The following is a 25,914-nucleotide window of genomic DNA, read 5'->3' as shown; positions in this document are numbered from 1 at the left end:
AAGTTTAAATTCTTTGTCATATCTCTTAGCCATTGTTTTAGGACACCTCGTTCATTATAGTTATTTCTATTATAACTCAAATCTCCATTCTATGTGTCCAATTTTTATTCTAGCATCACAGTGTTAATCTATCATTTAAATTCTTTTCAACAATATCTTTTCTATGTTTCAACATATTATCTTTTTGATGCCAGTACCCGTAATAAAAAGTTCTTTCTTCTTCTAAAATAGTTATAAAATCATTAATAAAATTTACTTTATCTTCTTCTGTAAAACTCCCCCAACTAATTATTGTTTGAGTTAATTCCTCAAAGCTATTTGTTATAAAAGGAATAAAATTAATAATAGCTAACCTTTCAAAATGCTTCATATAATAATCAGTTAAAGCTTCAAGACGTCCTATTAAGTCATCTGTAATACCTAGCCTTTTTTCTCTTGTCTTATCTCTTGAACATATACCTCATTAAAAACATTAGATGCATTTTTTACTTTCATATGCGTTAGTACATGAAAAACAATATCTTTATACCATGCATATAGAATTGGTAAATCCATATAATCTCCCCCCTAACTGAAGTGAATAAATAACTACCTTATTGATTTAATACTCTGATACTAACTTTGCATTATACCCTTAGAGCAGGCAAGACATTAATTTTCAATAGAAGTTGTTACATCAATTTCATATCGTAATATTTGATTGCCGTCTTCCATAAATTCTTCAATTAATACGCCTCCATTTTTAAGTATTGTTTTTATAGCACCTTGATTATCCTTGCGTGGAGTAATGTGTACAGTGGGAATTCCAGCATCAAAGCATTTTTGTAAAGCAAGACTTAACATTCTAGTACCATAGCCCTTTCCCCTATGCCATGGTACAATGCCTGCATGAAGATGCCCTCTATGCGTGTCTTTATGATTCATAACGATACACCCAACAATCTCTTTCTTATCCTTAATCATGAAAAATAATGTGCAGGGGACATTATTTTTCAACATTGAGCCTGTTGTGCGGTCATCTTCACAATACTCCAACCATTTATCAAATGGTATATTAGAGCCAAAATTTTTGCTATACCGACGCATTAGTTCAGGTTGAATGTTGTTTTCCACGCTTTCCCATTTATCCATAACACGTTCATATTCCACTTTGTGTCTCATATTCGGAATTTCAAGACAATAATTAGACATACTCTACCTCCTATTGTATAAATAATCTTCACGAAACAAATATCTATTTTTTCTTACTCTAAATTTATCACATTTTTATAAGTAAATCAGTATTTTTAGTGAAAAAATAAAGGATAAGCCCATCAGGACCTATCCTCAAATGATATTTTTATTTACTTGTTAAATAACTATTTTATTACTTCAAGAAAATTTAATTTTTAAAACAATATCTTAAATTATAGGCATCTGGAACATCAGGACTAATATATTTTGTATCTTCAAAACCTAAGATCTTATATACATGAATAGCCGGTTTGTCTTCCATTTTTACGCATACTTCTATGCTATTATACTTTTTCTCTTGCTCTAACATATCCATAATTAATTTTAAGGCTGTCTTTCCGTAACCTTGATTTTGATACCTATAATCAATAAAAAATTGTTGTAGCTCATAACATTCAGGATATTCATCCATATCTCTTACCATCGCGATACCTATATAAATCTCATCTTTTACAATAGCATAGACTTTAGCTCGAGATTTTCTCATAGCATAGGCTCTAGCCATAATACCTACAGCAGGAGCAACATATTTTTTCTGTTCTTCTGTAGTTTGTAATTTTGCCAACTCGTACCAATTACCTTCGTTAACTTCTTTCAAAAATATCATATTATAACCTCCAGGTCTTATTGAGGAGAGTTATTTAGCGTGTACCCTCCCTAAACACTTTTCTGTTGACTTATATCTATGTATTTTTCTTTCCATAAACATCACCCTTTCGTATACTATAATAATTAAAGTATAACATATTTAAGTAGAAATTGTTGGAATAATCTTATCAACTCAACAGGCAACAAAAATATTGATTTCACGGACAAACGAGCAGTGAATTCATGAACGTCAAGAAAACACCAATAATAAGTAATTATCGGTGCCTTCTTTGAGTTTTTAGTTGAAGCAAATATCTATTCTAAACATTATCATATTTTCTTATCAAAATCACTATTTAAATAAAAAAATAAGGCTAGAACCAAAGTTCTAGCTTAATGATTACTTATACAGAACTGCATGATTAAACCTAAAAAATAAAGTCCGATAGTTAAGCTAATTAATATACTTGCTCCTATTATCTTTATTACTCTTAATTATTCAAAAAAATAGACTATACCACTTTTTTACAAGAGTATAATCTATTTATTTTTATATTATTCAAATGTTCAGTACATATATTCGCTATCTTTTAATTGTTTGAGTCCATTTGTTAAGGTAAATTTAACTCATTGGCAATAAATCAAGTACTTCTTTAGGTATCTGTGTTACATTTATGCTGTAAATATTATCTTCTATTACTATATCCACACTTTGATTTTGGTTATTTGCCCAAAATATTGTGTAAAACTTACCTTTTTCACCCACTTTGATACCTTCTGTTTTACTTATATGATAATTTAATTCATATCCATTTTGTATAACCATTATCTCTTTATAAAAATTAGTCATACTTATATCTAACATACATTTTGTTTTTCCATCTATATCCCTATCAGTACGTACATATTGAGGTGTTATGTAATCTGCTAACGTATCATTTTTTATTTCAAATTCAACTACAATTTGATTGGCCTTTATATCTTCTCTTACGCCTTTCCAAATAATATACGCATTTACAGGATTTACAGTTACATTGTCTCTACTTTCCTTTATTTTATTTACCTCTTCCATTGTAACTTGTCCAAATATGTTGGTTGTCATCATCATTGACATTCCTAATATTAACATACCCTTAACTAATTTATTCATTTTTAAAATCCTTCCTGTACTAAAATCGCCTTAATTATACCAACTTTTATATGACGCTTCAATATTATTTATATTATAATATAAATTTATATTTACATAAATAATTTAAATTACTAGCTGGATCTAAAAGTAATCAAACTGATCTTGAGTACAAAAAAAGAAGGATAAGCCCATTAGGACTTACCCTCTACATACTTAGCCATCTTCTTAACTAAAGATGGTATGTTATTCATATTTATTTTATCTAACTGCCACGCTGCTGGACTTCCTATAATATTAGCTTCTACAAGTACTTGTATAGCCTTTTCATATTCCTCATCCATTTGTACCCCCTGTATAGCATTCTTAAAATCTGACCATATTTTAGGCTCTCTAAGCATCTTTGCAGGACATTGTTTACCACAGCTATCATAATGCCTAATAACCCTATCTACTGGAATATTGAACTCTTTCATAAGCTTTTTTGTAAGCTCTACTGCATGAGCTACAGCTTTACTGTAATCCCCATCTTGATTGACACATATTTCTATCCCAATACTATTACTATTATTACATTGTGGTACTGCTGGATTAGAAACATATTTCTTACCATTATGCCAAGACTGTATCTTGTGCTCCACTACCTGTATGATCTGCTTGTCATCTACAAAGTAATGTGAACTAGCTCCCCTATCTCCACCATTAAAATACCTATAATGGCGCTCTGCATCTGCACCAATGTCTGTATTACCTGTTTCATGAATAACTATATACTTGGGATTATTAACACCACCGTGATTATATTTAATTAATTTCTTTGTTACTGGTATCATATTATGCACCTACCTTATCCTGAATTTTATCTACCTTATTTTCAATAGACTCCAATTTTCCTGTGTATGTGCTGATAATACTTGCAAACTTTTCATTTGCTTCAGTAGCTTTTCCAAGTTCTACATATAATCTTTCCTTATCTTGTAATTGAGCCTGATACATCTTCCAAATGAAAAATCCACACGCACCTACCATAACAATTGGGAACCCTAAACTATTAATTAAAGTTTCTAACATATTTACATCCATTTTCTATCTCCTCTCTGCCACCGGACGAACCTGCCGTGGCAATAAAATAGCACCCTATTTTTAGGATGCTTTAAATTGATGTTTATTTTTATAAAGATTGTGCTATAATAAGGGTATAAAGAAAGCACCAGTGCTGGTAACACTGATGCTCCCTGAATGTTTTGTATTTGGGGCTATGAACACTAAAAGTTATTCCTTAAAGTGAGAACTGTCATCTTGGTCGGGTGGACAGTTCTTTTCTTTTGCACTCATTTCAAATTCTATGCCTTTCAGTCCAGCTTTAAACTTGACTTTGGCAACAAAAATGTCACGTCTCATAAGATAGATAACCAATGCTATCACACTTATCATCTTTAGTACATCCATCATAGCACCCCCTTCCTGCTATGTCATAAATTTCTTTACTTCATAGCCCTCTGGAGGGTAACATACAACCCCCGTGCCACCCTGCACGGTTTTATTTTACTTTTTTATTATAGCATATCTCTTTATAAATACGTATAAAAAATAACACTATTTCTAGTGCCTTCTCTATGCCTTTATTGAGTTAACAAATCATTCTTTTATTCTACTATGCCAAGTTCTTTCTTTACTTCTTCTATATGCTGTTGTGGAATTTGTTCCAACTTCCAATCATGGTTAGCAATAAGTACCACACAGATTTCGGTTTGTTGTGGTACTGGGCATTGTTCAATTTTCTTCCTACCTGCATCCACTAATCTTGCATTTGCTCTTACTTGTACTGGGTATTGTGTTATATCTATCATATAGATACCTCCTTTTTATTTAATCGATTTGATTAAGCCTATTTAGGCTGTAATAACTGATTTAATTTTTCATCTATTGTGAGTAACATTTCCATTAATAATAACGAATCATCACCTATTACCATTGTTCTAGCGTTGGTATCTGTACTGATTTCCATGTTGAGTAAATTATCATCTTGTGTTTGAGTATTGCTCTCATATATATCCCTTGTAATTTGCTCATGTGATTTCTCTTTCTCTATTCCATCTACAGATGATATATATATTTCCTCTTTTGTTAATAACTTATTGCCTAGGTACCTCTCAATAATATGATAACCATCTTTATCATACTCCCTTATTACTACATCATCCACAGCTCATACCTCCTTATAGTAATGCATATGAAACATTACAAACTGTTGAATTTGTTGACTTGTAATATGCTAATACCTCAAAACTTGAATTAAACTTAATCGGGTTATTTAACCTCAGATGTTGAAATTCTGTAATAGTAACTTTACTACTTGATGGAAATGATAGCCCGTTAGACCATGTCGCTACTTCATTGTTTGCGGATATAATTCCTAATACACTATCTGCAATCCATATCCCTGATCCTTCTACCCATGCAACCACTGTCCCATCAACTATTATCTTAATTCCTATTTGACATGTCTCTGTACCATTCCTAGAGATTTTTAAATAAGCATCATATATCTCGCCCTTACCGGTAACATATACCATTCTCTGCATGGCAGTTGTGTTCGTTATGGAGATGGTTTTACGTGCTTCTCTTTTTCCATCTATACTAATCTTATTTACCCCTGTAAGTATTTGAGTTGCCTTTTCATTGATATTGTTATTAATATTTGCTTGTGTAGTACTTAAACTTTGATTCAAGTTATCCAGCTTAGCACCTCTAGCATCTGTCCATACAGTTTTTTGTGGCAATGCATCTACTTTTGTTGTTACATGATTCTTTGTAGCTGTGTGTTGGCTTGTTACATGAGTTGTTAAAGTGCTTACAGCATTTAAAATAGCTGTTTTAGCTGTATTGACCCATTCACTAATCAACGTACTGAGTGGTTTTGAAGTATCTGCATTTACTCTTTCATTAATAACCTGTCTAACATCACCGGAAACATTTATATTCTGAATCTGACCTTCTAAATTCTTGATTTTAGCATCTAATTGCGAGTCTCCTAGTATGCGAGCATTTTCTTCAGTTTGTATTAGTTGATGTATTGCTTGATGTGCTTCTGGGTTTTTATCGTGTAGTTCCAAATCTTCTGGTCCTAAACCTACAAGACTGCTATTAATGGTTGCTGATACCTTGGTAGCGTTACCTATAATAGCTATAATATCGATCTTCTTTTCAATCAGTTCACTACCTTGTGCTGGTATGTAATCCGCTAACGCCCCAGCATTACCATAGACATATAAAATTTCTTGCTCCATATTATCAGGATCCCTCGCAAACAAACCTAATTCTCTATAATAAAACCCTATTTCTAAATTGCTATTATTAAAAGAACCTCCGACTTTAGCTGTTCCATCTTCTCCAATAGTGAGCTTTGTAATTTCGATCGACAATTTTTCACTCATAAGTTTATTAAATGTCTGTGGTGCTTGTCCTTGTAATTCTCCATCACCTATTGCTATACGCGTAAAGTGTAATGGGGTACCCGTTTGTGCTTTAGCTTGTAGAGCTAAACCTTTATTTGTAAAAAATACACCTGAAATACTCATTTTGTTTACCCCTCCTGCCTTATTGTTATTTTATCGCCTGTATGTACTGCAAAGCCTACATACATACTTAGCTTACTTGCAAGTAAAACGATGACTTCATCAAGCCAACTACTTTTTCTTTTAATATGCTCAGCTGCATCTTTAAATCTCCTAATAAAACTTTCATCAACACTTATATTAGTTGTCGTAATTCTAAAATGATGAGGCTCTCCTCCATATTCATACCACTCCTCTACAGTACTTTCTCCAAAGATTGTGGTGACTACTTCTTCAACAGCTGCAACAGTGCCCTTTTTCTTATGCCAGTTAATAGCATTTTTAACTAAGCTTCTTTTTGTCTCTAATGGCAATGTAGCATCATAATAAGGTGCATCAAATTGCTTGGCCATTAAATCCACCATATCCTCTTCCAAAGTCTCAATACTTGGCAATATGTAAAGTTTTTGTATAGCACTTTGAAGTTTCTTCATTTCTAAATCAATCGCTTCACAGGATGCAATAACCTGCTTATCATATGAAATGCTTGAGGGGAGTAACTCCTTAATGGATAGATTATTTATGCTATGCATCCTCTACTCCTCCAAAGACTATGGATTCACTTGTCAAGTGCGCTATGCTTGTACCCTCTAACGTGGTAAATGAAGGACTTGTTACCTGAACACGTTTTGCCCCAGCTTGCATCACACGATAAATAAGCTCAGATGGATTAATATCTCTTCCTAGCTTACTTTGTTGCCATACCTTATACTCATCTATTGCTTGGTTCACTTGATTTTGAATAACGTTAGCCATGGCAACATCTTTTCTATCTATCCAATAAGTCATTTCTAAAGCATAGTTTTGTTTAGTTGGCTGAATAACACTTACCTTATCTGTAAGAGGCTTAACATTCTTTTCACTACACCTTGCAAGGATTTTATTTCTAAGCTCTTCTGATAAAAGCTCCCCATTTACACCGATTGGAATAATATTAACTTCTCCTGCTTTAGGTGTAATCACTGCTACATCCCCTATTTCAGGAGATACCGTCTTAGCCCAAAAAGCATAGGCACTATCACTTCCCGCACATGAATAAGAACTTGGTGCTTCATAAGCTCTTTGTCTTAATGCATCGTCTCGTTCTTCATCTGTTCCACCTGTAGTCGTTGTGGTGTTTGTTACATGACTAAAGTATGGGAATACATCTACAAGCTGATTAATCTGCCCTGCTACAAGACCATTGCCTATAACACCTGGCAGCATGCATTCAACGACTACATCAATACTTAATTGACCTGGTAGAATTATTGCATGCTCTATGGTCGCAAAATAAAGTTCTCCTGCTTTCACCCTTGTGCCTTTTGGTATAGTCATGACACTTGCTTGTGCATTAGATAATGTAAACTTAACCGTGCATCTTGAAGGAGAAGCTTCTAACCGCTTTACGCCTACCAATGCTACAACTTGATCTAAATAATCATCTTGTGCATAGGCAAGTAAATTTTGTTTTCCACTAAAATCTATTATCACACGCTGTTGGGTAATAATAGAGGCAATAGCTTCTAAAAACAACCTCACAGGATCACCTGGATAAAGTTTCTTATTCGCTATTGCCTCATATGCATTAATAATATCCTTTTCTACTGTTGAAGTTTCTGTCTCACAAAAACTTATCGCTTTTAATTCTCTAAGACTCATTCATTAACACCATCACTTTCGGTCTTAATCTTCCTGTTAAATGGTCTTTTTCATAGGTCACTTTCGTTACCTTTACTCTAGGCTCATAATCCTGTATAGCTTCTATAATTTGAGCTGTACATATATTTTCTGCCATTTCTAGAGGTAAATCTAAAGCACTCATATCTATTCCAAAATTTCTATCCAATGGAACCGACCCTTTTGAAGTTATTAATATCATAGCTATATTTTGAAGGATTTCTTCTTCTCCTCTTGCAAGCATATTAAGAGGTTTAAGTTCTGCTGTTACTTCATACATTCTTTTTCCTCCTATTTAACATATTCTTTAAGTTTAACATCTGCTTTACCTTGCAAGACATTTCCATGATTATCTACCTTGGTATATTCTTGGTCTACACTTTCTACAACCCAACGGTAGTACCCCATAGCATCTCCGCCTATAACGAGTAGTAGTGGCTCGCCAGTTCTACTATATTGCATAAGTTTCTCCATATCATAACGAGGATTTCTTCCAAGTAAAACATCGAAGTGCATTGTAAAACTAATAGTATCCAAGTCTGGTCCTAAGAACTCACCTTTTGGCTTTTGCATATGTACTTCATGAATAGCCCATCTCCCTGAACTACTTCTTGAAAAATCTTGGAAAGTATTTACATTTTTTATAGATACTTTAAATAAAATATCTCCTAAAGCGCCTATCATATTTAATTCACCTTCCAACTTCCAAGTATAAAACCATCGGAAGATTCATCTAGAAACAAACAAAGTACAGGCTGATTAATTTTAGGGAGCTCTTCAATTGTTAACGAAGTCCCATTTCTAGTAATAATACTTAAGTCATCGGACACCATATTATCCAACTGTTCAAAAAGTACTTTTGCAGCACATTTTTCTTGATTTACACTAGATATTTTTCCCATTCTAATTTCCATCAATATCCCTCCAAACATTTCGTAAGTTCCAAGTCTGTTGTATAACCACCAATGACTTTGTGGATAGCTTTTTGAATCATATATTTACCATCAAATTTGTGCCAACCTTTCAGCTCTATCGTTACACCAGATACAAGATTAACGTTACCTAAGACACTTAGATTCGCTTGATATTCCTTCATATTTTTCTCTCTAAGACGTTGACTTGATACACGTTTTGCTTCATCTTTAGACTTCACTTGTTCATTAATTTCTAGTTGTGGTCCCTCTCCTACTGTTGTCGTATATTCAATAACCTTATTTGTTGTTGGATTGGTGTAGCGTACTCTACAGCTACCATAAGATGTGTCATTAGATGAGGTACTAAAATCATAACTTAGTATATTTGACTTGCCTTTTATATAAGTTGCAACGACTTCACTTTGTTCATATAGCTTTTGCTCAAAAAGAACCATTTGATTATCTGTTATTTTTAAGGATATGCCTTCTCGTGTACATAGTTTTTGTAAAAAGCTCATATCACTTTGTTTGACTTGATCTATACTTTCATATTTAGGATCATTACTACATTCAAACATTAAGCTAAGCCCACATACTTTTGCTATGTCTTTTGCAATCTGTGATAGATTTACATTCTTCCACGACTTTGTTTTTTTTGTATACTTTATAGAGGATGCAACAGGTACCGATTGTCCCTTTAAAGAAACTGTATCTGGTGGACCATCCAAGTTTATTTCATCAATGGTAAATGTTCCACATGGTAATGTCCTATCTCCATCTTCCCAATTATTCACATTAAAAGAGGCATGGATAAGGTCACCTTTTTCAGGTAACCAATCGCCATGCCATAACCCTTCACTATCCTCTAGTGTTATTTCTAGGTCATCAGCCTCATTTGTTGCATTATCTGTATAAGAAAAGCTTACAAGATGCTTTGCAATATCTCTACTTATATCTATTTCTTGATAGTTTACCTTAAGTTCTACTCTACGGCTCATTGTATACCTCTTTTCCAAGGTGGTAACTGTGTAACAATAGGAATTTCAAAATTAGGAATAGTTAAAATTACGTTCGCTGGGAATATAACTGTCTGAATATGATTTTTATTAGCTTGAATTAAAACATCCATATACTTTTCATTACCATATACCTTATAGCTAATCCTATCCCATGTATCACCTTGTGAAGTTATATATGTATTATCCATAAGCTAATCTATCCTTTCCTTTAAGCATTGCTTTGACTTCTGCCATGAACTTTTTTCTTTCAGCTTCAAGAATTTGTGCAAGCTTTGATTCAGATATGCCATCACCATTAACCGTAACATTTGGACTAAAAACAAAATGTGAGCTTTCATTATTCACCTTTGATAAAATCCCTTTAGTCTGCGCATTTGTAAAGACTCTTCTTCCTGGTGCCCCCGAGATAAGCTCAGGGCCTTTTTCACCTGCTATAAAGGCACCTTTAGGTGTACTCATAGTTCCTTTTGCAAACATGGGGATGGTCGGAATAGTCGGTATATTAATTCCAAAACTTCGTCCAATACCTATCAACTTATTAAGTGCTTCTGGTATTTTATTTAAGCCACCGATAATAAAGTTAATAAAACCTTTAAAGGTAGATTTAACACCTTCCCACAAGCTACTGAACCATGCTCCTACACCACTAAAGGCTGATTTTATACCTTCCCAAAGTTCAAATGCTTTTGCCTTTAGGGTATCCCAGTTTTTCCATAGAAGGACACCCACTCCAATTAAAGCCCCTATCCCAAGCACTACCCATCCAATTGGCGATGCAATAAAAGCTGCATTAAGTGCCCATTGTGCTGCTGTAAGTGCCATTGTTACACCTTGTGAAGCTAGCTGTATACCTTTTAAAGCAACTAAACCTACTTTTTGTGCTACTAATTGAGCTGTATTGATTGTCCATGCAAGTGTATTAGCTGCAATGGCTTTTCCTTGCATGAATAAGGCTTTTAAGAAATCTCCTGCATACAAGGCTTTAATATAAAGCGTTTCGGCTTTATCAACTATTTTGGCCAGTGTTAATTTTTTCTGTGCAATGGTTGCTGCTGTAATTGCTTTTGCTGTTTTATAAAACTCTATTACCAAGGATCCTATTTTCCATCCCGTAAAGGCAGTCCCTACTCCAATAATAATAGGTTTTAATGTGGTCCAATTCGTACTAATAAAATCATATAAATCTATAGCTTGCTCTATCACAAACATCACACCATCTGCTATCTTTGGTAGTGCTGTGTCTTTTAGCCAATCTAGAGTGGATGCCCCACCTTTTAAGTTAATAAACTTCACTTTAATATCTTCAACAACATGCGCTATTTTATCTAGTAGAGGTTTATTTTCGAGTACTTTGGCTTTGATAGTATCATAAGTGTCTGTGGCCCAGCTTTTTAATTGTTCAAACTTTTTAAGAGCTTGTGAAATACTTTTACTAAGTAGGTCACCTATCTTCTCAAAGGTACCATCCTGTTGCCATTTTACAAAGGTATCTGCAACACTTTTAGCTTTGCTTTTAAGCGTCTCCATTAGGCTACCTTGTTTAAGTGTTCCGTCATTCGTTACACCTACTATAGTAGCCATACCAGACTTCATAACACCACTAATGGTGGACATCAATCCTTTCATGGTAGTAGCCTGCTTTTCCATTCCACCTTTAAACTTATCATCCATAAGGGCAAGCATCGCTTCATTGAACTTTTCTTGATTAGTAATCTGTCCTTTGTTATTGACTACCTGAGTCTTATTCATTTTTTCATAGGCGTATGCTACAATGTCATCTTTCTTAATGCCAAACTCTTTAAGCCTTTCTAACTCTCCTGTTTGGGCATCGATAATGGCTTCAGTAGCTTGTATCAGGTCTTTATTAGTTGCCCCAGCCATATCTCCAATCATAGGTAAATACTTTTGTGCAGATAACCCCATAGCTTCAAGCCTAGCACTGGCTTCTACAACTGAACCTGTTTCAAATGGCGTTCGATTGGCTAAATCAATGGACCACTTCATGATCTCTCCTGCTTTTTGAGCAGACTTAGTAGCTGTTTCAAGTTGCATCTTAAAGCCTTCTAAATTCATCGCTTCTGTAAGGGCTATGCCTACAGTATTTTTAGCTCCTATAGCACCTATGGTTGTTGCCATAGCTGCTTTTGCTGTTCTAGCTAAATTTTGTATACTCTTTGTAGCACTGCTAAAGCTTTTATTAAAACCAGAAGCTAATCTACTATTTAAAGCAAAAGCAATTTGGTATTGCTTACTTGATGCCATGCTTTCACCTCTTTTCTTCCATAGCTTCTAACCAAGCTTCAAGTTCATCTAAAGATTGGTCTAACCAATAGTTTACTGGAGTAAAAGACGCTTGAGCCATTTCAAAGACTATTCTTCTAAAGTTTGTTCTTGAGGTAATTCCTCTCCTAATAAAAAATTTTGTACTTGCACCGTTACCGTACTAAAATCTTTAATCCCTAAAAGAGGAATTAAATCTGTTGGTCTACCACATGCTTTTGCAGCAACAACTGCTAAATATTCTTTATTAAATTCCTGAACAGGCACATCCATAGATTGAATTTCTTTTTGAGCATCAATCATATCTTTACCTGTTAAACGATCTAAATCCATATCTAATTCTTTAATTTCTTCACCTTCAAAGTTAATGGGTTTCTTTAATGTAATTTTCATATTTTTTATCCTCCTTATTTATCAAAAAGACCTAAGTTCTATAAACCTAGGTCTCGTCTTACTTCTTTTAAATAATCAATGCCATTTACAATATAAATGTAGTTGAATGGATCAATCTCCACTGCAACCTTCCCATCAAGTACCATCTTGTAGTAAAGAACGCTAAATTCATTACCACTTTCTGTACCAGCACCTGTTTCCATTTTACCTGGTGTAATTTTCTTTGGAATAGCCCGTACGATGTGTTTAACTGCAACTGTTTTAAGCTTGCCCTCTACATTGTCAAATACTTGTTGTGATGCTCTAAAGTCTAGAGCATGCGTTACTGGTGCCGATAGGGCTACTAAATCACCACATACACTTCGCCAGTTAATTGTCATACTCATTGCACCTATATGCCCTAAAGTAGGTAAATCTACCTCTCCAGAAATACCTGCCCCTTTAATAGTATCTGACATGGCTTCAATATCTGGAAGCTCTACATCTGCAATTCCTAGCATATCTTTACCATCTTTATAGGCTCGATAAGCTATAAGTTTATCAGGAATTTTACTCATAAACTGTTACCTCTCTTTCTATGCAAAGAGTGCTTTTAAATATTCAACGTCGTATTCAAGCACAAAATCGATTTCTCTTGCTGGTGATGGTGGTGTTAGATATAAATGAAACTTAATATTGCCATCCATAATGGATGTTGAAGGGTTCTCTTCCTCTAAAAATTCAACTCGTCCACCTAATATATAACCACTTGCTGTTAAACCATTTAACCAAATATTTATGCTATCCATTACAGTGTCAACCAGTCGCCTTGTAATAGGCGCATCAACCTTTTGCCAGAATGTCTGTACAATGGTTGTGGCTATCCAGTAGAACATACGCTTTACAGGAATAAAGGCATCTTTTGGGTCTGTAACGGATGGATAACATGCTGTACGATTCCCCCAAGCCTTCCAACCACCACTAAAGTTAATGGCTGTCACAATACCTTGTCCATTAAGATAGTTGGCTTGGTCTATACCTAAAATAACTTCCTTGCCAGCTTTACCTACTAGCCCATTAATCTGTAAGTTGTGATTGGATGGGGATACATAAGGTACACCCTCATAAGAAGCATCTACTTTACATATAAGACCAGCTAATTGTGTACTCATATGATAAATAGCATCGCCTAATCTTACTTTGGGCCAACATGCAATCTGATTTTCATACACATAATTATTGGATGTTTTCCACTGTGCAACATCTGAATACTTGGTCACTTGCTCTACTGGAATATCTGTCAGTGCCATACACTTAAAGTATCCGTTAATATTACTTGCCTTACTTACCATAACAGCTGCTACAGTTGGCTCTGTACTAAATTTAGGGGCTAATAACTGTCCTGGCACAAGTCCAAAACGTGGAAGGACTTCATTAACCAGTTCCAGTCCTGTTAACTGCCCCTCCAAGCCCACACTTCCTATTACATCATCATTTGATACTGTTGCCGGGGTAAGTTTAGAATAAGCCACCTTAATTTCTTCGGTTCTTCCATTATTAAGAGAAATAACAAGGTGTCCTCTGGCATTAAAAGCCAATTCATAATCTTCACCTATAGACTGCACTTCTCCTTCATTATTTTTTACTACAACTGTAGATAAAAGCACAGGCTCTTCAATAAGTAATTCCCCTTCAACTGCAGACTTTGTTGTCTCTTCTACGGCTTCTTTATGTTTTGCTGGATCTAATACATTAATAAAAACAACAGGTGCTACACTAAAAAGTGTAAAATGTGATTTCATAAACTCACATAACGTATAGCTTTCAAAATCATCACTATATCCAAAAGCTTCTACTGCTTCTTTATAAGAATAACAAAGTACAGGCTCATTTACTTTTGGATTTTTTACTAGATGAATAGGTGCTGTTCCAACGACAACTGGTAAACCTGCTAGTGCTTCAACAGGAGGAATAATACTCGTTGGTATCTCTGACACATAAACCCCATGTCTATATCCACTCATCTTATCTACCTCCTAAATAATTCATAATTTCTCTGTATTTTTGTTGCTCAAAACTTCCCTTTATAGCAAGTTTTAAACGTGTATAATTTAACTTTTCAATAGGTACAATCAACTTACTAATCGCTGGACATGATTCAATATGCAACTTTAAGATATTGTTTTGACCTTCTATAACTGTAAATTGATTTAATCCTGGCAAGTTAGGCCCACAATAAACTCTTTTATCAGATGTCTTGTCGCTCGCTTCTTTCTTACTCTTTACACTGGCCATGGTTCTTCATCTCCTTCCATCTCTATTCGAGGTACAGTCAATTCTAGTTCCATCATTCCAACATAATTTGGAAACGGGTGTTCTTCTGGAATCGTACACTTAATAGGTAATTCCACTGTATAGAAATCAAAATTTTGCTTTTTCAGAATCTCTCGCTTAATAAGCTCCATGCAATGAAGGATGTCCATCCACCCCTCACTGTCCTCACTATAAACTCCAAATAATACTTTAATGTTTACTGTTGCCGATTCTTCGCTCACTTGATCTTTCAAATAACGTATAACAATGTATGGGAAATCTTCTTTTTCTTCTCCATATTCATTGTCTTCTAAGTATCCTAGTTTAATCTGTGGCATTTTACTTTGATTTGTTTTTGTAAGAAGTCGCTCATTAAGGGCAACCTCTTCAATAAATTTTTTAAAGTTATTCAGTACGTTATAAATGGTCATCTATACCCTCTTCTAATATGAACAATTCCTACCCAACGTTATCTTGTATGCACTCATTAGAGATTCACACTCCATAACATAGTAAGATTCATTATTCATTTTAATTTTTTGGCCTTCTTGAGGCCTTGTTTTGAAGTATTCTTTTTGAACTAAGAAAATAATTTCTCCCACATAGGTTCCTTCTGCTTCTTTGATTTTTCGCTCTTTCAGCTCATCTTTACATTGGATAATAGGTATACTTTGTTCTCCAATAAATACTTTCTCAGCAAATTCATTACAATTAAAAAAAGCAGCCTCATCTTTTTGAAGTTGCTCTCTAAAATTTAATGCCATGTTATTCACCTAGACTTTCTTTTTCACCTATGTAATCAAGAATTGCATTCATTAACTCTTGGTTTTTCATTTCCTTGGTAAGCTCAATGCCTATTTTGCCTCCATATTCCACTAATTCATCTTTATTTAGTTTCTTAAGTTCTTTTTCATCTAGATAGTCTATCTGTAAAGCAGCATTATTATTTTCAATAACATCTATGACTTCCACTACAGATTCTTTAACAAGACGACTTACTTCCTTATCTTCTAAATAAATGATACTGCCTTTCTCATAGTTTTTTCGAACCCCATCTTTTCTTGTTGTAACAGAACTTAGTACCTTACATTTCATCATATGTACTTACCTCCTAATCCTCAGCTAAAACAGTTGCAACATACCAGCTATCTACATCATCTGGTTTAGGAAGAGGTCTTGATGTTAATCTTAACGTTTTAATATTATTCCTAGTATCTACAAGGACTTGTGGTACGATTTCAGCTTCATAGGTCATAAAGTCCTCCCCTTCTAACTGTGTAACTGACCCATACTCAAATGATCCAATTGACGTTGGAAGTAAGATAAGCTTACCATCTGGTAGCATAGGTTGTTCCTCCCCTGCATCATCAACAAACCATTCATCATAAGAATAAATATCTATGTCAAGTTCAACAAGTCTACCAAGGAATGTAAGAGATGGATCAACTATACGTGGTTCAATCTTAACTGTTGAAGATGTTAAAAGTTGTCTTTCTTGATTTACTTTTGGATGAACCTTAAACGCTTGATAGACATCATTTGCCATAATACATACAGTAGGTGCTTTACCAGTAGCTTTAATAACTGCTCTTCTCCAAGTTGCTAAATCTTCAATAGGATTTGAAGTTGCTGCTGACCAAAGAGCTTCACTTACAAGAGTTGTTTTGTTAGTAAAATTAAAGTCGATTTCTACATCAACTCCTTCTTCAGCATCTTGTACACTAATAGCACCTGTTAATATAATCTCTCTTGCCATCCATTCTTTTCTACGTTGGATAGCTTCTTCAAGTTCTGTCATATCTCTTCCAAGTAGCTCTACTGCACGTTCTTCAGGTGATTTATTAGAATAAATGCTCTCACCAAAACCTTTTTTACTAATATCATCTATTGTCATTGGACGTTCTGGTGCAATTTTAGGGGTTTGAAGAAGTTTCGTAGTTGAACCACTTCTTTTCATTACCTTGCCGCCTACGCGTGGGGCAACAAATGGAGCCATTGTACGTTTACCTTTTTTAATCTCAAGTTGTAAATTTTCAGCTATATGTGTATTACTTACTGGAAAAAAACTTGTAAAAAAGCTTCCAATTGGTTTTCTCAAATCTAATGCTTGAAGCATTTCTATAGTAGTGAATTTTTGTGACATATTAATTTTCCCCCTTAACAGTATCTAGATACATGCCTAATTTTTTCATCTCTTCTTCATAGTCTTTGTATGTAGTGCTTGAAACACAGCTCAGTGCATCTCTATTAAAATGTCCTGTAATGTACACAGTTGCAATGGTATCAGATTCTGCATTAACATCATCTGTTAAAACACCTACTAACTTATGATCTACTTTTGCCTTATCTGCTACTTCACCTTTTCCTGTACTTGCATCTGCAATAATAATTGCCCCTCTCTTGGCATTTGTACCAGCTACTAGAGTGATACCTTGTGTTAGTACTGGAATACTTCCACTTACAAATAAATGATCTGGTGTAAACACATCACCGTCTTGAACTAATTTGGCCATCTTACTTCACTCTCCTTTTATCTTTATTAAGTGCATTACTTAATGCTGTAACTTTTTCTTTTATTTTATCTTCAGGATCACTTTCTTTTCCTTCAGCCTTAACCTCTTCAACTCCTGAATTTCGTGTATCCTCTTGGATATGATTTAAAAATTGTGCTGCATTTTGTTGTTGTAACTGAAGAGCTTGAAAAGCAAGTTCTTTTGCATCCATTGGTTCTTCATATTTTGCTTTATTTACAAGTTCATTTCCTATAGAGGCTGAAATATTTTCAATTGCTTTAATACGTTCTCTTTCTTCTTGTCGTGCCTCATTTTTAATTTGCTCTACTACATCTGGATGATTTGCTTTAATTTCTTCTAAAGTCATTGCATTACTCCTTTTCCTTTGAGTTTCCTTAGTTTGGTCTTCTACTTGATTATCAAGTTCATTATTTTGTGGTTCTTGTTTTATATTAACAGGCTCAAATATTGGCATATTCTTGAACCCACTAAGGTCATGTGCTACGTTATTAACAAGTATCATGCGATTATTAAGAATACTATTAGTAACCTTTGTATCTTCTAGTAATTCATCACAAAACCCTTTCTCAACTGCTTCACGACCTGTTAACCATGTTTCATTGTCCATCATTTCAGCCAACTCCATTTTGCTTAGAGTTGTTTTAGTACAATAAGTTTCAATAATACAATTTTTAACACTATCCAGCATTTCTTTAAGCTGTTCAAGGTCTTTTGCTTCAAAACTATCCCATACTGTAATACTTGGATTATGTATCATAAATGCTGAACCTGGGCTAATCTTAACCGTGTCTCCTGCACATGTAATAATAGTTGCAGCACTTGCAGCAATTCCTTCGATAATGATTTCAACCTTTGCTTGAAGGGTTTTTAAATGTGTAAAAATAGCCTGTGCTGCAAACACATCACCACCCCTACTGTTAATACGAACTGTCACCTTATTTTTATTTCTTAAGCTTTTCATGTCTTTTAAAAACTCTTCTGGTGTAATCATCTGTCCTTCTGACCACCAAGGTTTGCTACTTCTTATTTCACCATATAAAATAAGTTCGCCCTCATCATTTGTCACATTATTGACGTTCCAAAACTTCACTTTATGCACCTTCCTTTCCTTTAGTGAGTTGATTCATTTTTTCTTGCTCTAGAGTAAGTTGTTCTATATTTCTATCAAAATCACTACCATTAATTTCAATAGCTTCTCTTTCTCTCGTTGAAACACCTATTTCTATTCTTTTTGCAGATGCCGTCACCTCCTTTACTGGATCTAATTGTCCTGGTGCTGGTCCATTCCATTCTGCTCCAGCATAAGCTTTTCTTATAAGTGGATTTTCAAAGTATCCAGGCGCATTAATACGCCCTCTTGCAATGGCTTCACTAAGCCATACCTCATATATAGGCTGACAAAAATCACTTGCAAACCAAGTTCTTCGCATTTTAAAAGCCTTCCACGCTTCAAGTAATGCAGCACGACTGGCTGAGTAACTTGCTGTGAAAGACTTTATTAAAAGTTCATAAGGTATTTCTAATGCAGCACCTATATATTTACACATAGAAGATACAAATCCATCAAAGTTAACATTTGGTCTTTTAGGATCAGCGATTTCTATACTTTCACCTGCTCCTAAAAGATTAATCATTCCTGGCCCTAATTTATAATCAGGCATATCATTTATTGTTTCTCCTTCTTGGGATAAGCCTTTAAAATCCTCATCCACATCTTCTGGCGAATCTGATTTAATAAATACTGTGAAAAAACCATTAATGACTGCTGCCATAAGTTCTGCTTCCGTGTAGCGTGTTAATTGTTTAATACTTTCAATAACGGGTGCTAAATAAGGAACACCTCTATATTGCTCTGGTCTTTCTGCTTCCATCACATGAAGGATGTTGGGTAGCCCAGTTTTGTCTCCTATAAACTTAATACGCTGCCATTCTTTTTTACCGTTTGTTTGAGGATGTCTATTACAAATATGATAAGCTTCAACCATGCCATATTTATTAATTTCTACTCCATTAATTAATTGATTCCCTTTATACTTAGCATTTTGACTTACATTACCATTAGATGATGGATTACATACGCGATCCCCTTCAATAATATGAAGTTTTAAACCATATGGCATATAAGGTGTAGGCTGTAGATGGCGTATAATTGTAAAACTATCACCATTCATTAACCAAGACATTAATGCAATCTGTTGTAACTCATAAAAACTATTTAGTCCTAATGCATCGCAAAATTTTGATTCAGCCCATAAATTAAATTCTTGCTCAACTTGTTTCTCCCATTGATCCGCTTCTTCTTGTGTTATGCCAAGAAGATTAAAATCTATACGACTCTTTAACCTTAATCCTGCCCCAATAACATTGGTTCTTGTTGTTTTAATAGCTGATATTGCAATAGGTGATGTCATATATAAGCTTCTTGAGCGTTGTGTTAATAATTGGCGATTCATTTCAATGTCTTCAAATGCACTTCTACTATCTGCTCTCCATCCAAGCATAGATTTTTTTGTACGTGACGCACCTGAACCATCATATCCACTATTTAAGGGATTAATCTGCCTTGCCATACCAAGCTTTAATCTAGCAGCCTCTCTATCCAATGCTTTCTGTGGATTTACTACTTCATAAAACTTATCAATTACATTAATCATTTTTATCCTCCTAATCTAATGGAATCACTCGCCTTACACGCCTACCTTTACCAGCAGCTCTTCTTATTTCATTTTCTAATTGGTTAATTTGTTTTTGAACATGAGATAAATTGGCCCTATTAAGCGTCATTCCATCAACTGTATAGGACTGGTTAAGCAAGATAGCTTGTTCTGCTTCATAATACATGGCAAGCCTCTTTTTCTTCATCTCTAATAAAGCATTCATTATACTTCAACTCCTCTACCTACTCGGCCTCTTGGCTTTTTCACTCTCTTCTGTTTACTTTGTTTCATATAGTTAATACCGTTATCTATTTTTTCTTGTAACGACTCCCAATTAGGATTTAATATTTGAACTGCTGCTGTTGCATAATTTCTAATGTCTAAAGGTTCATTTCTAACACCTGATTTTTTAATCCACTCTAGTTTGGATTCTCCTTTTTTATTAACTGATATAACTCGTTTTTCACTTGTTAGACCTTTCATGTACTGCTCATCGTAATTGCGTTCAGGATTACTAGGAAAATGACAATATCCTGGACCTACTTCTTCTGTATTAAGTCTGGCCATAATTAATTCTTTACCTTGATCTACACCTAAAATGAAAATACCAACACCATTTTTTGTGTTGGTACTCTTTTTATAGATAAGAGGATAACCTGAGCCACCAAGCCCTTTAATGCCATAAATTCGCTTGTGCTTCTTCTCCATTTTCTTAAGAAACTTATAACAGTTGTCTGTAAAATGACCACCAGTGTCAATACAAGTAGCTGCAATCAATAAGCTATTGCCGTCACTAAAATAAAACTCTTGTTCTAGCCAATTTTCAAGTTCACTCCACGACTCTTCTTTTTCAGGATCACAATAAATCGTATGATATTGGATTCCCCAGCTCTCATAACCATTTCTCCATCCAACAACTTCTATCTCAAAGCGATTATCTTGAACGTCTACTCCTGCTGTTAAAACAAGTACGCCATTTGGAATATCAGCATCATACTTTTCTCTTCTATCAAGAATCTTATCTTCTTCTACCCCTTGGCCTTTTAACTCCCATGGCAATCCACGAGAAGTATTTTGAAATACTTTAAGCTGCTCTACACTTCTTGTCTTCTTATAGTGTTCGTTTGCATCCTTAAAATCTTTTATAATTTCATCCCAATGTTTCCAGGGAGAAGCCATTTCATTGAGATGGAAGCCTCTTTTTTTGATAGCCTTACCTTTAGCAATCCACTTTCCTGGCTGCGCTTTCCATTCTTGCTCACTAAATCTTTCTCTACACTCCACACACTCCATAGTTAAATCTTGAAAGTGTAGTCTTTCCCATTCATAAGGTTGATAAGTTCCACAGGCAGGGCATTCTACAGACCATTCCTCCATAGAACTATCGTTGTACTCTTGCTCTATACGAGACATACCTTTTATGGTAGGTGTTGAAACATATATCTTTTTCCTATTCCAAAAAGTATTGGTACGCTTTTCGGCAAGTTTTATAGGATCACCTTCTGTTCCAGCACTTAATGGATATCGGTCTACCTCATCACATAAAAGAATACGAATAGGTCGAGATGCCAGCCCTGCTGCTGATTGTGCACCTACAATAGTGATATGTCCTCCTGGAAACTTCTTATGCAAAATAGTATTTTCACTATCACGACTTTTGGCATCAGATATTTTTCCTTTAAGAACCGGTGTATCTCGAATCATTGGTGCTAGCCTATCCTTACTAAATGCCTGCGCCATACCATCCGTCGGTTGCATGACTAAAATAGGAGATGGATCATAGTCTACGCAATAACCTATCATATTTAATACAAGCTCTGTCTTTCCAACTTGTGAAGAGCTCATTACCACGACGGTATCAATAGATACATCACTTATGGCATCCATAATTTCTCTTTGATATGGTGCTCTATCTGTATTCCAGCGTCCTGGTTCTGCAGAAGCTTCTGCTGATAACCTTCTATTCTCATCTGCCCATTGACTTACTGTTAGTTTTGGTGGGGGAGACATGACTTTTGCAATTCTACTAAAAAGGCATAGGGTCTTATAGTTGATTTTCTTCTTCATTAAGTCCATACCCATCAATTTCTCCTTCATCATAATCTATATATTCTTTTGAATAGAAATCTTCAGCATTATAGTCTTTTAATTCATGTAAAACTTCAATAAGCTCATCATTAATAATTTCTTGAATCACTGCTTTATTCTTTTTTTCTGCAAGAATTGGAGCCAATTTAGGAGGTATGTTCAGAAGTCTTGTCCTAAATGAAGTCAGCATATCAACCATTACTTGTTCAACATCTTCAGCTTTATGAATCTCACCTCTCATAAGAGCTAATTTAATCTCAGCTTGATGCCTTTCAACTCTTACCTTAATAGCTCTTTCTTGCTCTAAGTCTAGCTCACCATTTGTATGAGAATTTACAATGTCTTTTTCCATCTTCAACATATTCAAATATGTTTTAATGCTATCTGGCAAGTTATAGCGTCCTTTCGAAACGCGTGTAAAAATGCCTTCACTTGCTAATTGCCTTACTCGTCTATCTGTTACTCCTAATAAATCTGCTAATACTGCAGATGATACTGTTAATGAATCAATATTTTCTACCTTAGACATACCTCTTCTCCTTTCTTTTACTTTTTACTTAGTAAATAATTTACTTCATGATCAAATCTTTCATTAAACTTTTTATACATTACTTTAGTAACTTTTCCTCTAATAGGTTTGGAACTTGCCATACCTGGTATAGATGGGCCTGTCAGCTCTCGTATTCCTAACCTTTCTTTACCTTTCCTGATAAATATACCTTTATGCTGCCTACGCTGTTTGCCATTATTTTTAGGCATTTTTGCAACGAATGCTTGCTCAGGTAATGCTCTTTTACCTCTTCTTTTAATGGATACAACATATTCTTTTGGTATACTTGTATCATTCTTGAATCCTGAAGCTCTAAGAACTGGTCCACTTGCAACTACTTTACCTGATAATTTTGATATAGTTGCATTTTCTTTCTCTAACCCATGTTTGATTTCACTTACCTTTACGGTATATGTATCTTTCAATTCCGTATGAATGAACTTATTGGTAGCTGATACTGTTCTATTAATAGCATTCTTTGTAGCTTTATTAATCCCTTTTGGTATATGAGCTAACTTACGTGTTGCCATCTTATAAGCTACCTTGTCAATTTCAATGTTAACCACTAAAATTACCTCCTTATCGGAAACGGAACTTTCGATTTTAAACTATTAGGAACTAGGGAACATTCGGGCGACATGGAACCGCAATCCATTTTTGAATTTCGAAAGAACCTATAAAATTTCACCCTGTGACTGCCCATTTGTTTACATTTGTAAACTATATTATGCGTTATATCTATTATGTCTCTCGCATTATTTTAGCTTTATATTTCCTGTTGGCTTTCAATGCCTCTAAACACTTTCTTATATTAGTAATAATAGACATAGTTCACAATGGCGCAATTATTTCCCAAGCTTTTTTAACTTCCGATTAATCCCCTTAAAGGATCTTTCATTTCAAGTGTTATTTTATCGTTTGTTTCCTGGTCTAAGTCTAAATAAATGCTAGTAGTTAATGATGATGTGTGTCCTGCATAATGCTGAGCTTTCTCTATACTATTCCCATTATCTTCATATACAGCAAGAAAGCACATCTTTCTGAACGAGTGAAAACCAAAATCCTTTAGATTAAACTCTTTTGTTACTTTGTCTAACCTTCTATCAAACTGAGAATAGGATAAAGGTTTGTTCCTACCTCTCGGACTAGAGAACAATACATGCCACATCTCCATATCTTTGGTATACTCATCCAGTATTTTCTTTAATGTAGGGTGTATTAAAATTTTTCTTGCCTTTTTAGGTGGTTTAGGACTCGTTCCATCCTTTTCAGCTTTTTCTTTATACTTCTGTTCCAGATACTTTGTCTTATTCTCTACAATTTCTAGATATTTACCACTAACATCCCTTTTTCTCAGACATCTTAAATCATTGATTCTATACCCTGTATAACGAATTAACAAAATCATAATGTATAGCTGCATATCGTACTTCTTACAGTATTGATAAATTGATATCTCTAGCTCTTTATCTTTAATAGCTTTTGTTTTAATCCCCATATACTTCTCCTCTAATAATTTGTAATAATTAACTCACCATATTCTTTTCTAGCCTTTTGTTCTTTTGCTATTGAATAGGGTACTTGTACCTCTTCTATATTAAAATCCTTATACCATTCTCTTACTTTAGGATGGTCATTGATTGTAACCATAAACTTGCCTTTTATCTGAGATAGTGTATCTCTTAATAAAAGATGTTCTTGCTCTCCAAACTCATTCCCATAGCCTGCAGTTTCAAAGTATGGTGGATCACAAAAGAAAAAGCTATGAATTCTATCATATCTTTTAATAATATCCCCAAAGCTTTTATTCTCAACATATGTATTTCTAAGTCTTTCTTTTATATTACCTAGTACACCTTGATAAAATATCTGTGGTGCTGGTTTACTTGTTGTTCCATAGCCAAATGTCGTACCTTTTCCAGCAAAACTTTGTGAAATAAGATATAGAAAACGTACTGCTCTCTGAATTTCTGTGAGATACTCAACAGTGCAATGCTTATACTCTTCAAACATATCTCGGCCTGAAAACTCATACTCTAATACCCTTTCGATTTCTGGAGCATGATACTTAATCATACGAAACATATTGATAAGTTCTTTATCGATGTCATTGATTACTTCTACCTTGCTAGGCTCTTTCCCAAAGTATACCCATCCAGCTCCAAAGAATGGCTCTACATAACAAGTATGTTCTGGTATTCTTTCTAAAATAGTTTTTCTTAATTTTGATTTTCCACCCATACGTGGAATTGGTGGTTTTATCATTTGTTCTATTCTCCTTTACAAAACAGTTTTATTGGGTTATGACACACCGTTTTGAACAAGGATTTTTTGAAATAAAAACACACCTAGATCACTACATCACTAGGTGCGTTTTAAAACGGATATTTGATAGGTTACCCTATCCTTTTAATATTTCTTTAGGGGGAATTAGGATGAACTCAATGTTTAGGATGATTTCTTTCGTTCACCCATTAACATCTTAACATGTAAAACAGGTCATTAGTAGGTCAACATCAGGTCATAACAGGTCATAATCAAGTCAAAGTAGGTCACGAACAGGTCACGATGTTTCGCAAAAAAATAAGGTAAGATTTCTCTCACCTAAATGATATTTTTATTGAAATAACTATTTTTTTGTACCTTACCTTAGGACTAATCTACTTCTTTTTCAGTTTATTTGCAACTTTTTTTAAGAGGTAGTAATGCAGTAGCTAGTCCTCTACTAAGACTTAGTACATTACTTAACGCAAGTAATACTAGCGAATTAGCATCAGCAAATATACACTTAATCAAAACGACTTATTATTATGCTTACTTATTATTTTTCAGCCACATGATAGCACTATATGCATGTATAGCTGCTCCTGTAGCTAGTATAGCTTCATTAAACACAACTTTTTCACTATGCATTGGCGCTCCGAATAAAGGATTTTCTTGTTTTGAACCTGCACCTAGCAT

Annotated in this window: 36 protein-coding genes; all 36 read right to left on the bottom strand. The window is 34.4% G+C overall.

The window, feature by feature from the left end; translation table 11 throughout:
* Positions 1–115: 115 nt before the first annotated feature.
* The 36 genes from H8718_RS17225 to H8718_RS17055 all read right to left on the bottom strand — a co-directional run bounded on the left by H8718_RS17225 (position 116) and on the right by H8718_RS17055 (position 25,218).
* On the bottom strand, positions 116–370 hold the full coding sequence (locus H8718_RS17225) for a hypothetical protein (RefSeq protein ID WP_249334080.1): 255 nt from the start codon (positions 368–370) through the stop codon (positions 116–118).
* A gap of 50 nt (positions 371–420) precedes the next feature.
* Positions 421–555, bottom strand: a complete 135-nt coding sequence (locus H8718_RS20650; protein WP_283246259.1) for a hypothetical protein — start codon at positions 553–555, stop codon at positions 421–423.
* 96 nt (positions 556–651) lie between these two features.
* Complete coding sequence (locus H8718_RS17220; RefSeq protein WP_249334079.1) at positions 652–1,191, bottom strand: GNAT family N-acetyltransferase; 540 nt, start codon at positions 1,189–1,191, stop codon at positions 652–654.
* Between the two features lie 190 nt (positions 1,192–1,381).
* The gene (locus H8718_RS17215) at positions 1,382–1,840 is read right to left on the bottom strand and encodes a GNAT family N-acetyltransferase (RefSeq protein ID WP_249334078.1); all 459 of its coding nucleotides are present in this window, start codon (positions 1,838–1,840) and stop codon (positions 1,382–1,384) included.
* 603 nt (positions 1,841–2,443) lie between these two features.
* Positions 2,444–2,971 carry a hypothetical protein gene (locus tag H8718_RS17210; protein ID WP_249334077.1) on the bottom strand — a complete coding sequence of 176 codons (528 nt, stop codon included), beginning with the start codon at positions 2,969–2,971 and terminating at the stop codon, positions 2,444–2,446.
* Positions 2,972–3,144: 173 nt separating this feature from the next.
* Positions 3,145–3,783: a peptidoglycan recognition protein family protein gene (locus tag H8718_RS17205; protein ID WP_249334076.1), complete on the bottom strand. Its 639-nt coding sequence runs from the start codon at positions 3,781–3,783 to the stop codon at positions 3,145–3,147.
* A 1-nt stretch (position 3,784) separates the two neighbouring features.
* Positions 3,785–4,033, bottom strand: coding sequence for a hypothetical protein (locus H8718_RS17200; RefSeq protein WP_249334075.1), 249 nt, complete (start codon positions 4,031–4,033; stop codon positions 3,785–3,787).
* A 189-nt stretch (positions 4,034–4,222) separates the two neighbouring features.
* A complete protein-coding gene (locus H8718_RS17195; RefSeq protein ID WP_249334074.1) occupies positions 4,223–4,399 on the bottom strand; it encodes a hypothetical protein in 177 nt (58 codons plus the stop codon).
* 197 nt (positions 4,400–4,596) lie between these two features.
* A complete protein-coding gene (locus H8718_RS17190; protein WP_249334073.1) occupies positions 4,597–4,800 on the bottom strand; it encodes a hypothetical protein in 204 nt (67 codons plus the stop codon).
* Positions 4,801–4,838: 38 nt separating this feature from the next.
* Positions 4,839–5,156, bottom strand: coding sequence for a hypothetical protein (locus H8718_RS17185; RefSeq protein WP_249334072.1), 318 nt, complete (start codon positions 5,154–5,156; stop codon positions 4,839–4,841).
* Between the two features lie 13 nt (positions 5,157–5,169).
* Complete coding sequence (locus H8718_RS17180; RefSeq protein ID WP_249334071.1) at positions 5,170–6,531, bottom strand: phage tail protein; 1,362 nt, start codon at positions 6,529–6,531, stop codon at positions 5,170–5,172.
* A gap of 5 nt (positions 6,532–6,536) precedes the next feature.
* Positions 6,537–7,100, bottom strand: coding sequence for a phage tail protein I (locus H8718_RS17175; RefSeq protein ID WP_249334069.1), 564 nt, complete (start codon positions 7,098–7,100; stop codon positions 6,537–6,539).
* Positions 7,093–8,208, bottom strand: a complete 1,116-nt coding sequence (locus tag H8718_RS17170; RefSeq protein WP_249334067.1) for a baseplate assembly protein — start codon at positions 8,206–8,208, stop codon at positions 7,093–7,095. The genes H8718_RS17175 and H8718_RS17170 overlap by 8 nt, the downstream gene beginning before the upstream one ends.
* Positions 8,198–8,506: a GPW/gp25 family protein gene (locus H8718_RS17165; RefSeq protein ID WP_249334065.1), complete on the bottom strand. Its 309-nt coding sequence runs from the start codon at positions 8,504–8,506 to the stop codon at positions 8,198–8,200. Before H8718_RS17165 ends, H8718_RS17170 begins: the two co-directional genes overlap by 11 nt.
* An 11-nt stretch (positions 8,507–8,517) precedes the next feature.
* Positions 8,518–8,910: a phage tail protein gene (locus tag H8718_RS17160; RefSeq protein WP_249334063.1), complete on the bottom strand. Its 393-nt coding sequence runs from the start codon at positions 8,908–8,910 to the stop codon at positions 8,518–8,520.
* Between the two features lie 2 nt (positions 8,911–8,912).
* Positions 8,913–9,140: a hypothetical protein gene (locus H8718_RS17155; protein WP_249334062.1), complete on the bottom strand. Its 228-nt coding sequence runs from the start codon at positions 9,138–9,140 to the stop codon at positions 8,913–8,915.
* Positions 9,140–10,138, bottom strand: coding sequence for a phage late control D family protein (locus H8718_RS17150; RefSeq protein WP_249334060.1), 999 nt, complete (start codon positions 10,136–10,138; stop codon positions 9,140–9,142). Before H8718_RS17150 ends, H8718_RS17155 begins: the two co-directional genes overlap by 1 nt.
* Entirely contained in the window at positions 10,135–10,347 is a 213-nt protein-coding gene (locus tag H8718_RS17145; protein ID WP_249334058.1) for a tail protein X, read from the bottom strand. Before H8718_RS17145 ends, H8718_RS17150 begins: the two co-directional genes overlap by 4 nt.
* Positions 10,340–12,421 (bottom strand): hypothetical protein, encoded by a 2,082-nt coding sequence (locus H8718_RS17140; protein ID WP_249334056.1) that lies wholly within the window; start codon positions 12,419–12,421, stop codon positions 10,340–10,342. Before H8718_RS17140 ends, H8718_RS17145 begins: the two co-directional genes overlap by 8 nt.
* Before the next feature lie 108 nt (positions 12,422–12,529).
* Positions 12,530–12,832, bottom strand: coding sequence for a phage tail assembly protein (locus H8718_RS17135; protein WP_249334054.1), 303 nt, complete (start codon positions 12,830–12,832; stop codon positions 12,530–12,532).
* A 38-nt stretch (positions 12,833–12,870) separates the two neighbouring features.
* Complete coding sequence (locus H8718_RS17130) at positions 12,871–13,389, bottom strand: phage major tail tube protein (protein WP_249334052.1); 519 nt, start codon at positions 13,387–13,389, stop codon at positions 12,871–12,873.
* Positions 13,390–13,407: 18 nt separating this feature from the next.
* Complete coding sequence (locus H8718_RS17125) at positions 13,408–14,835, bottom strand: phage tail sheath family protein (protein WP_249334051.1); 1,428 nt, start codon at positions 14,833–14,835, stop codon at positions 13,408–13,410.
* Position 14,836: 1 nt separating this feature from the next.
* Positions 14,837–15,106, bottom strand: a complete 270-nt coding sequence (locus tag H8718_RS17120) for a hypothetical protein (protein WP_249334049.1) — start codon at positions 15,104–15,106, stop codon at positions 14,837–14,839.
* On the bottom strand, positions 15,094–15,555 hold the full coding sequence (locus tag H8718_RS17115) for a hypothetical protein (protein WP_249334047.1): 462 nt from the start codon (positions 15,553–15,555) through the stop codon (positions 15,094–15,096). Before H8718_RS17115 ends, H8718_RS17120 begins: the two co-directional genes overlap by 13 nt.
* Positions 15,556–15,567: 12 nt before the next feature.
* Positions 15,568–15,888 (bottom strand): hypothetical protein, encoded by a 321-nt coding sequence (locus H8718_RS17110; RefSeq protein ID WP_249334045.1) that lies wholly within the window; start codon positions 15,886–15,888, stop codon positions 15,568–15,570.
* Position 15,889: 1 nt separating this feature from the next.
* Positions 15,890–16,222 carry a Rho termination factor N-terminal domain-containing protein gene (locus H8718_RS17105; RefSeq protein WP_249334044.1) on the bottom strand — a complete coding sequence of 111 codons (333 nt, stop codon included), beginning with the start codon at positions 16,220–16,222 and terminating at the stop codon, positions 15,890–15,892.
* 13 nt (positions 16,223–16,235) lie between these two features.
* Positions 16,236–17,267: a major capsid protein gene (locus H8718_RS17100; protein ID WP_249334042.1), complete on the bottom strand. Its 1,032-nt coding sequence runs from the start codon at positions 17,265–17,267 to the stop codon at positions 16,236–16,238.
* Between the two features lies 1 nt (position 17,268).
* Positions 17,269–17,637, bottom strand: a complete 369-nt coding sequence (locus tag H8718_RS17095) for a head decoration protein (RefSeq protein ID WP_249334040.1) — start codon at positions 17,635–17,637, stop codon at positions 17,269–17,271.
* Position 17,638: 1 nt separating this feature from the next.
* A complete protein-coding gene (locus H8718_RS17090) occupies positions 17,639–18,748 on the bottom strand; it encodes a head maturation protease, ClpP-related (protein ID WP_249334038.1) in 1,110 nt (369 codons plus the stop codon).
* Position 18,749: 1 nt separating this feature from the next.
* Positions 18,750–20,312: a phage portal protein gene (locus H8718_RS17085; RefSeq protein WP_249334036.1), complete on the bottom strand. Its 1,563-nt coding sequence runs from the start codon at positions 20,310–20,312 to the stop codon at positions 18,750–18,752.
* A gap of 10 nt (positions 20,313–20,322) precedes the next feature.
* The gene (locus H8718_RS17080) at positions 20,323–20,538 is read right to left on the bottom strand and encodes a DUF6148 family protein (protein ID WP_249334034.1); all 216 of its coding nucleotides are present in this window, start codon (positions 20,536–20,538) and stop codon (positions 20,323–20,325) included.
* The gene (locus H8718_RS17075; RefSeq protein ID WP_249334032.1) at positions 20,538–22,391 is read right to left on the bottom strand and encodes a phage terminase large subunit family protein; all 1,854 of its coding nucleotides are present in this window, start codon (positions 22,389–22,391) and stop codon (positions 20,538–20,540) included. Before H8718_RS17075 ends, H8718_RS17080 begins: the two co-directional genes overlap by 1 nt.
* Positions 22,360–22,932 carry a hypothetical protein gene (locus H8718_RS17070; protein ID WP_249334031.1) on the bottom strand — a complete coding sequence of 191 codons (573 nt, stop codon included), beginning with the start codon at positions 22,930–22,932 and terminating at the stop codon, positions 22,360–22,362. The genes H8718_RS17075 and H8718_RS17070 overlap by 32 nt, the downstream gene beginning before the upstream one ends.
* 17 nt (positions 22,933–22,949) lie before the next feature.
* Entirely contained in the window at positions 22,950–23,519 is a 570-nt protein-coding gene (locus H8718_RS17065; RefSeq protein WP_249334028.1) for a hypothetical protein, read from the bottom strand.
* 296 nt (positions 23,520–23,815) lie between these two features.
* Positions 23,816–24,451: a tyrosine-type recombinase/integrase gene (locus tag H8718_RS17060; RefSeq protein ID WP_249334026.1), complete on the bottom strand. Its 636-nt coding sequence runs from the start codon at positions 24,449–24,451 to the stop codon at positions 23,816–23,818.
* Between the two features lie 11 nt (positions 24,452–24,462).
* Entirely contained in the window at positions 24,463–25,218 is a 756-nt protein-coding gene (locus H8718_RS17055) for a DNA adenine methylase (RefSeq protein WP_249334024.1), read from the bottom strand.
* Positions 25,219–25,914: the final 696 nt, after the last annotated feature.

Source organism: Zhenhengia yiwuensis (genome assembly GCF_014384995.1).
In the GTDB taxonomy this organism is placed as follows: Bacteria; Bacillota; Clostridia; order Lachnospirales; family Cellulosilyticaceae; genus Zhenhengia; species Zhenhengia yiwuensis.
Note: the sequence above shows the minus strand (reverse complement) of the source record. Positions and strands in the feature narration are given on the sequence as shown.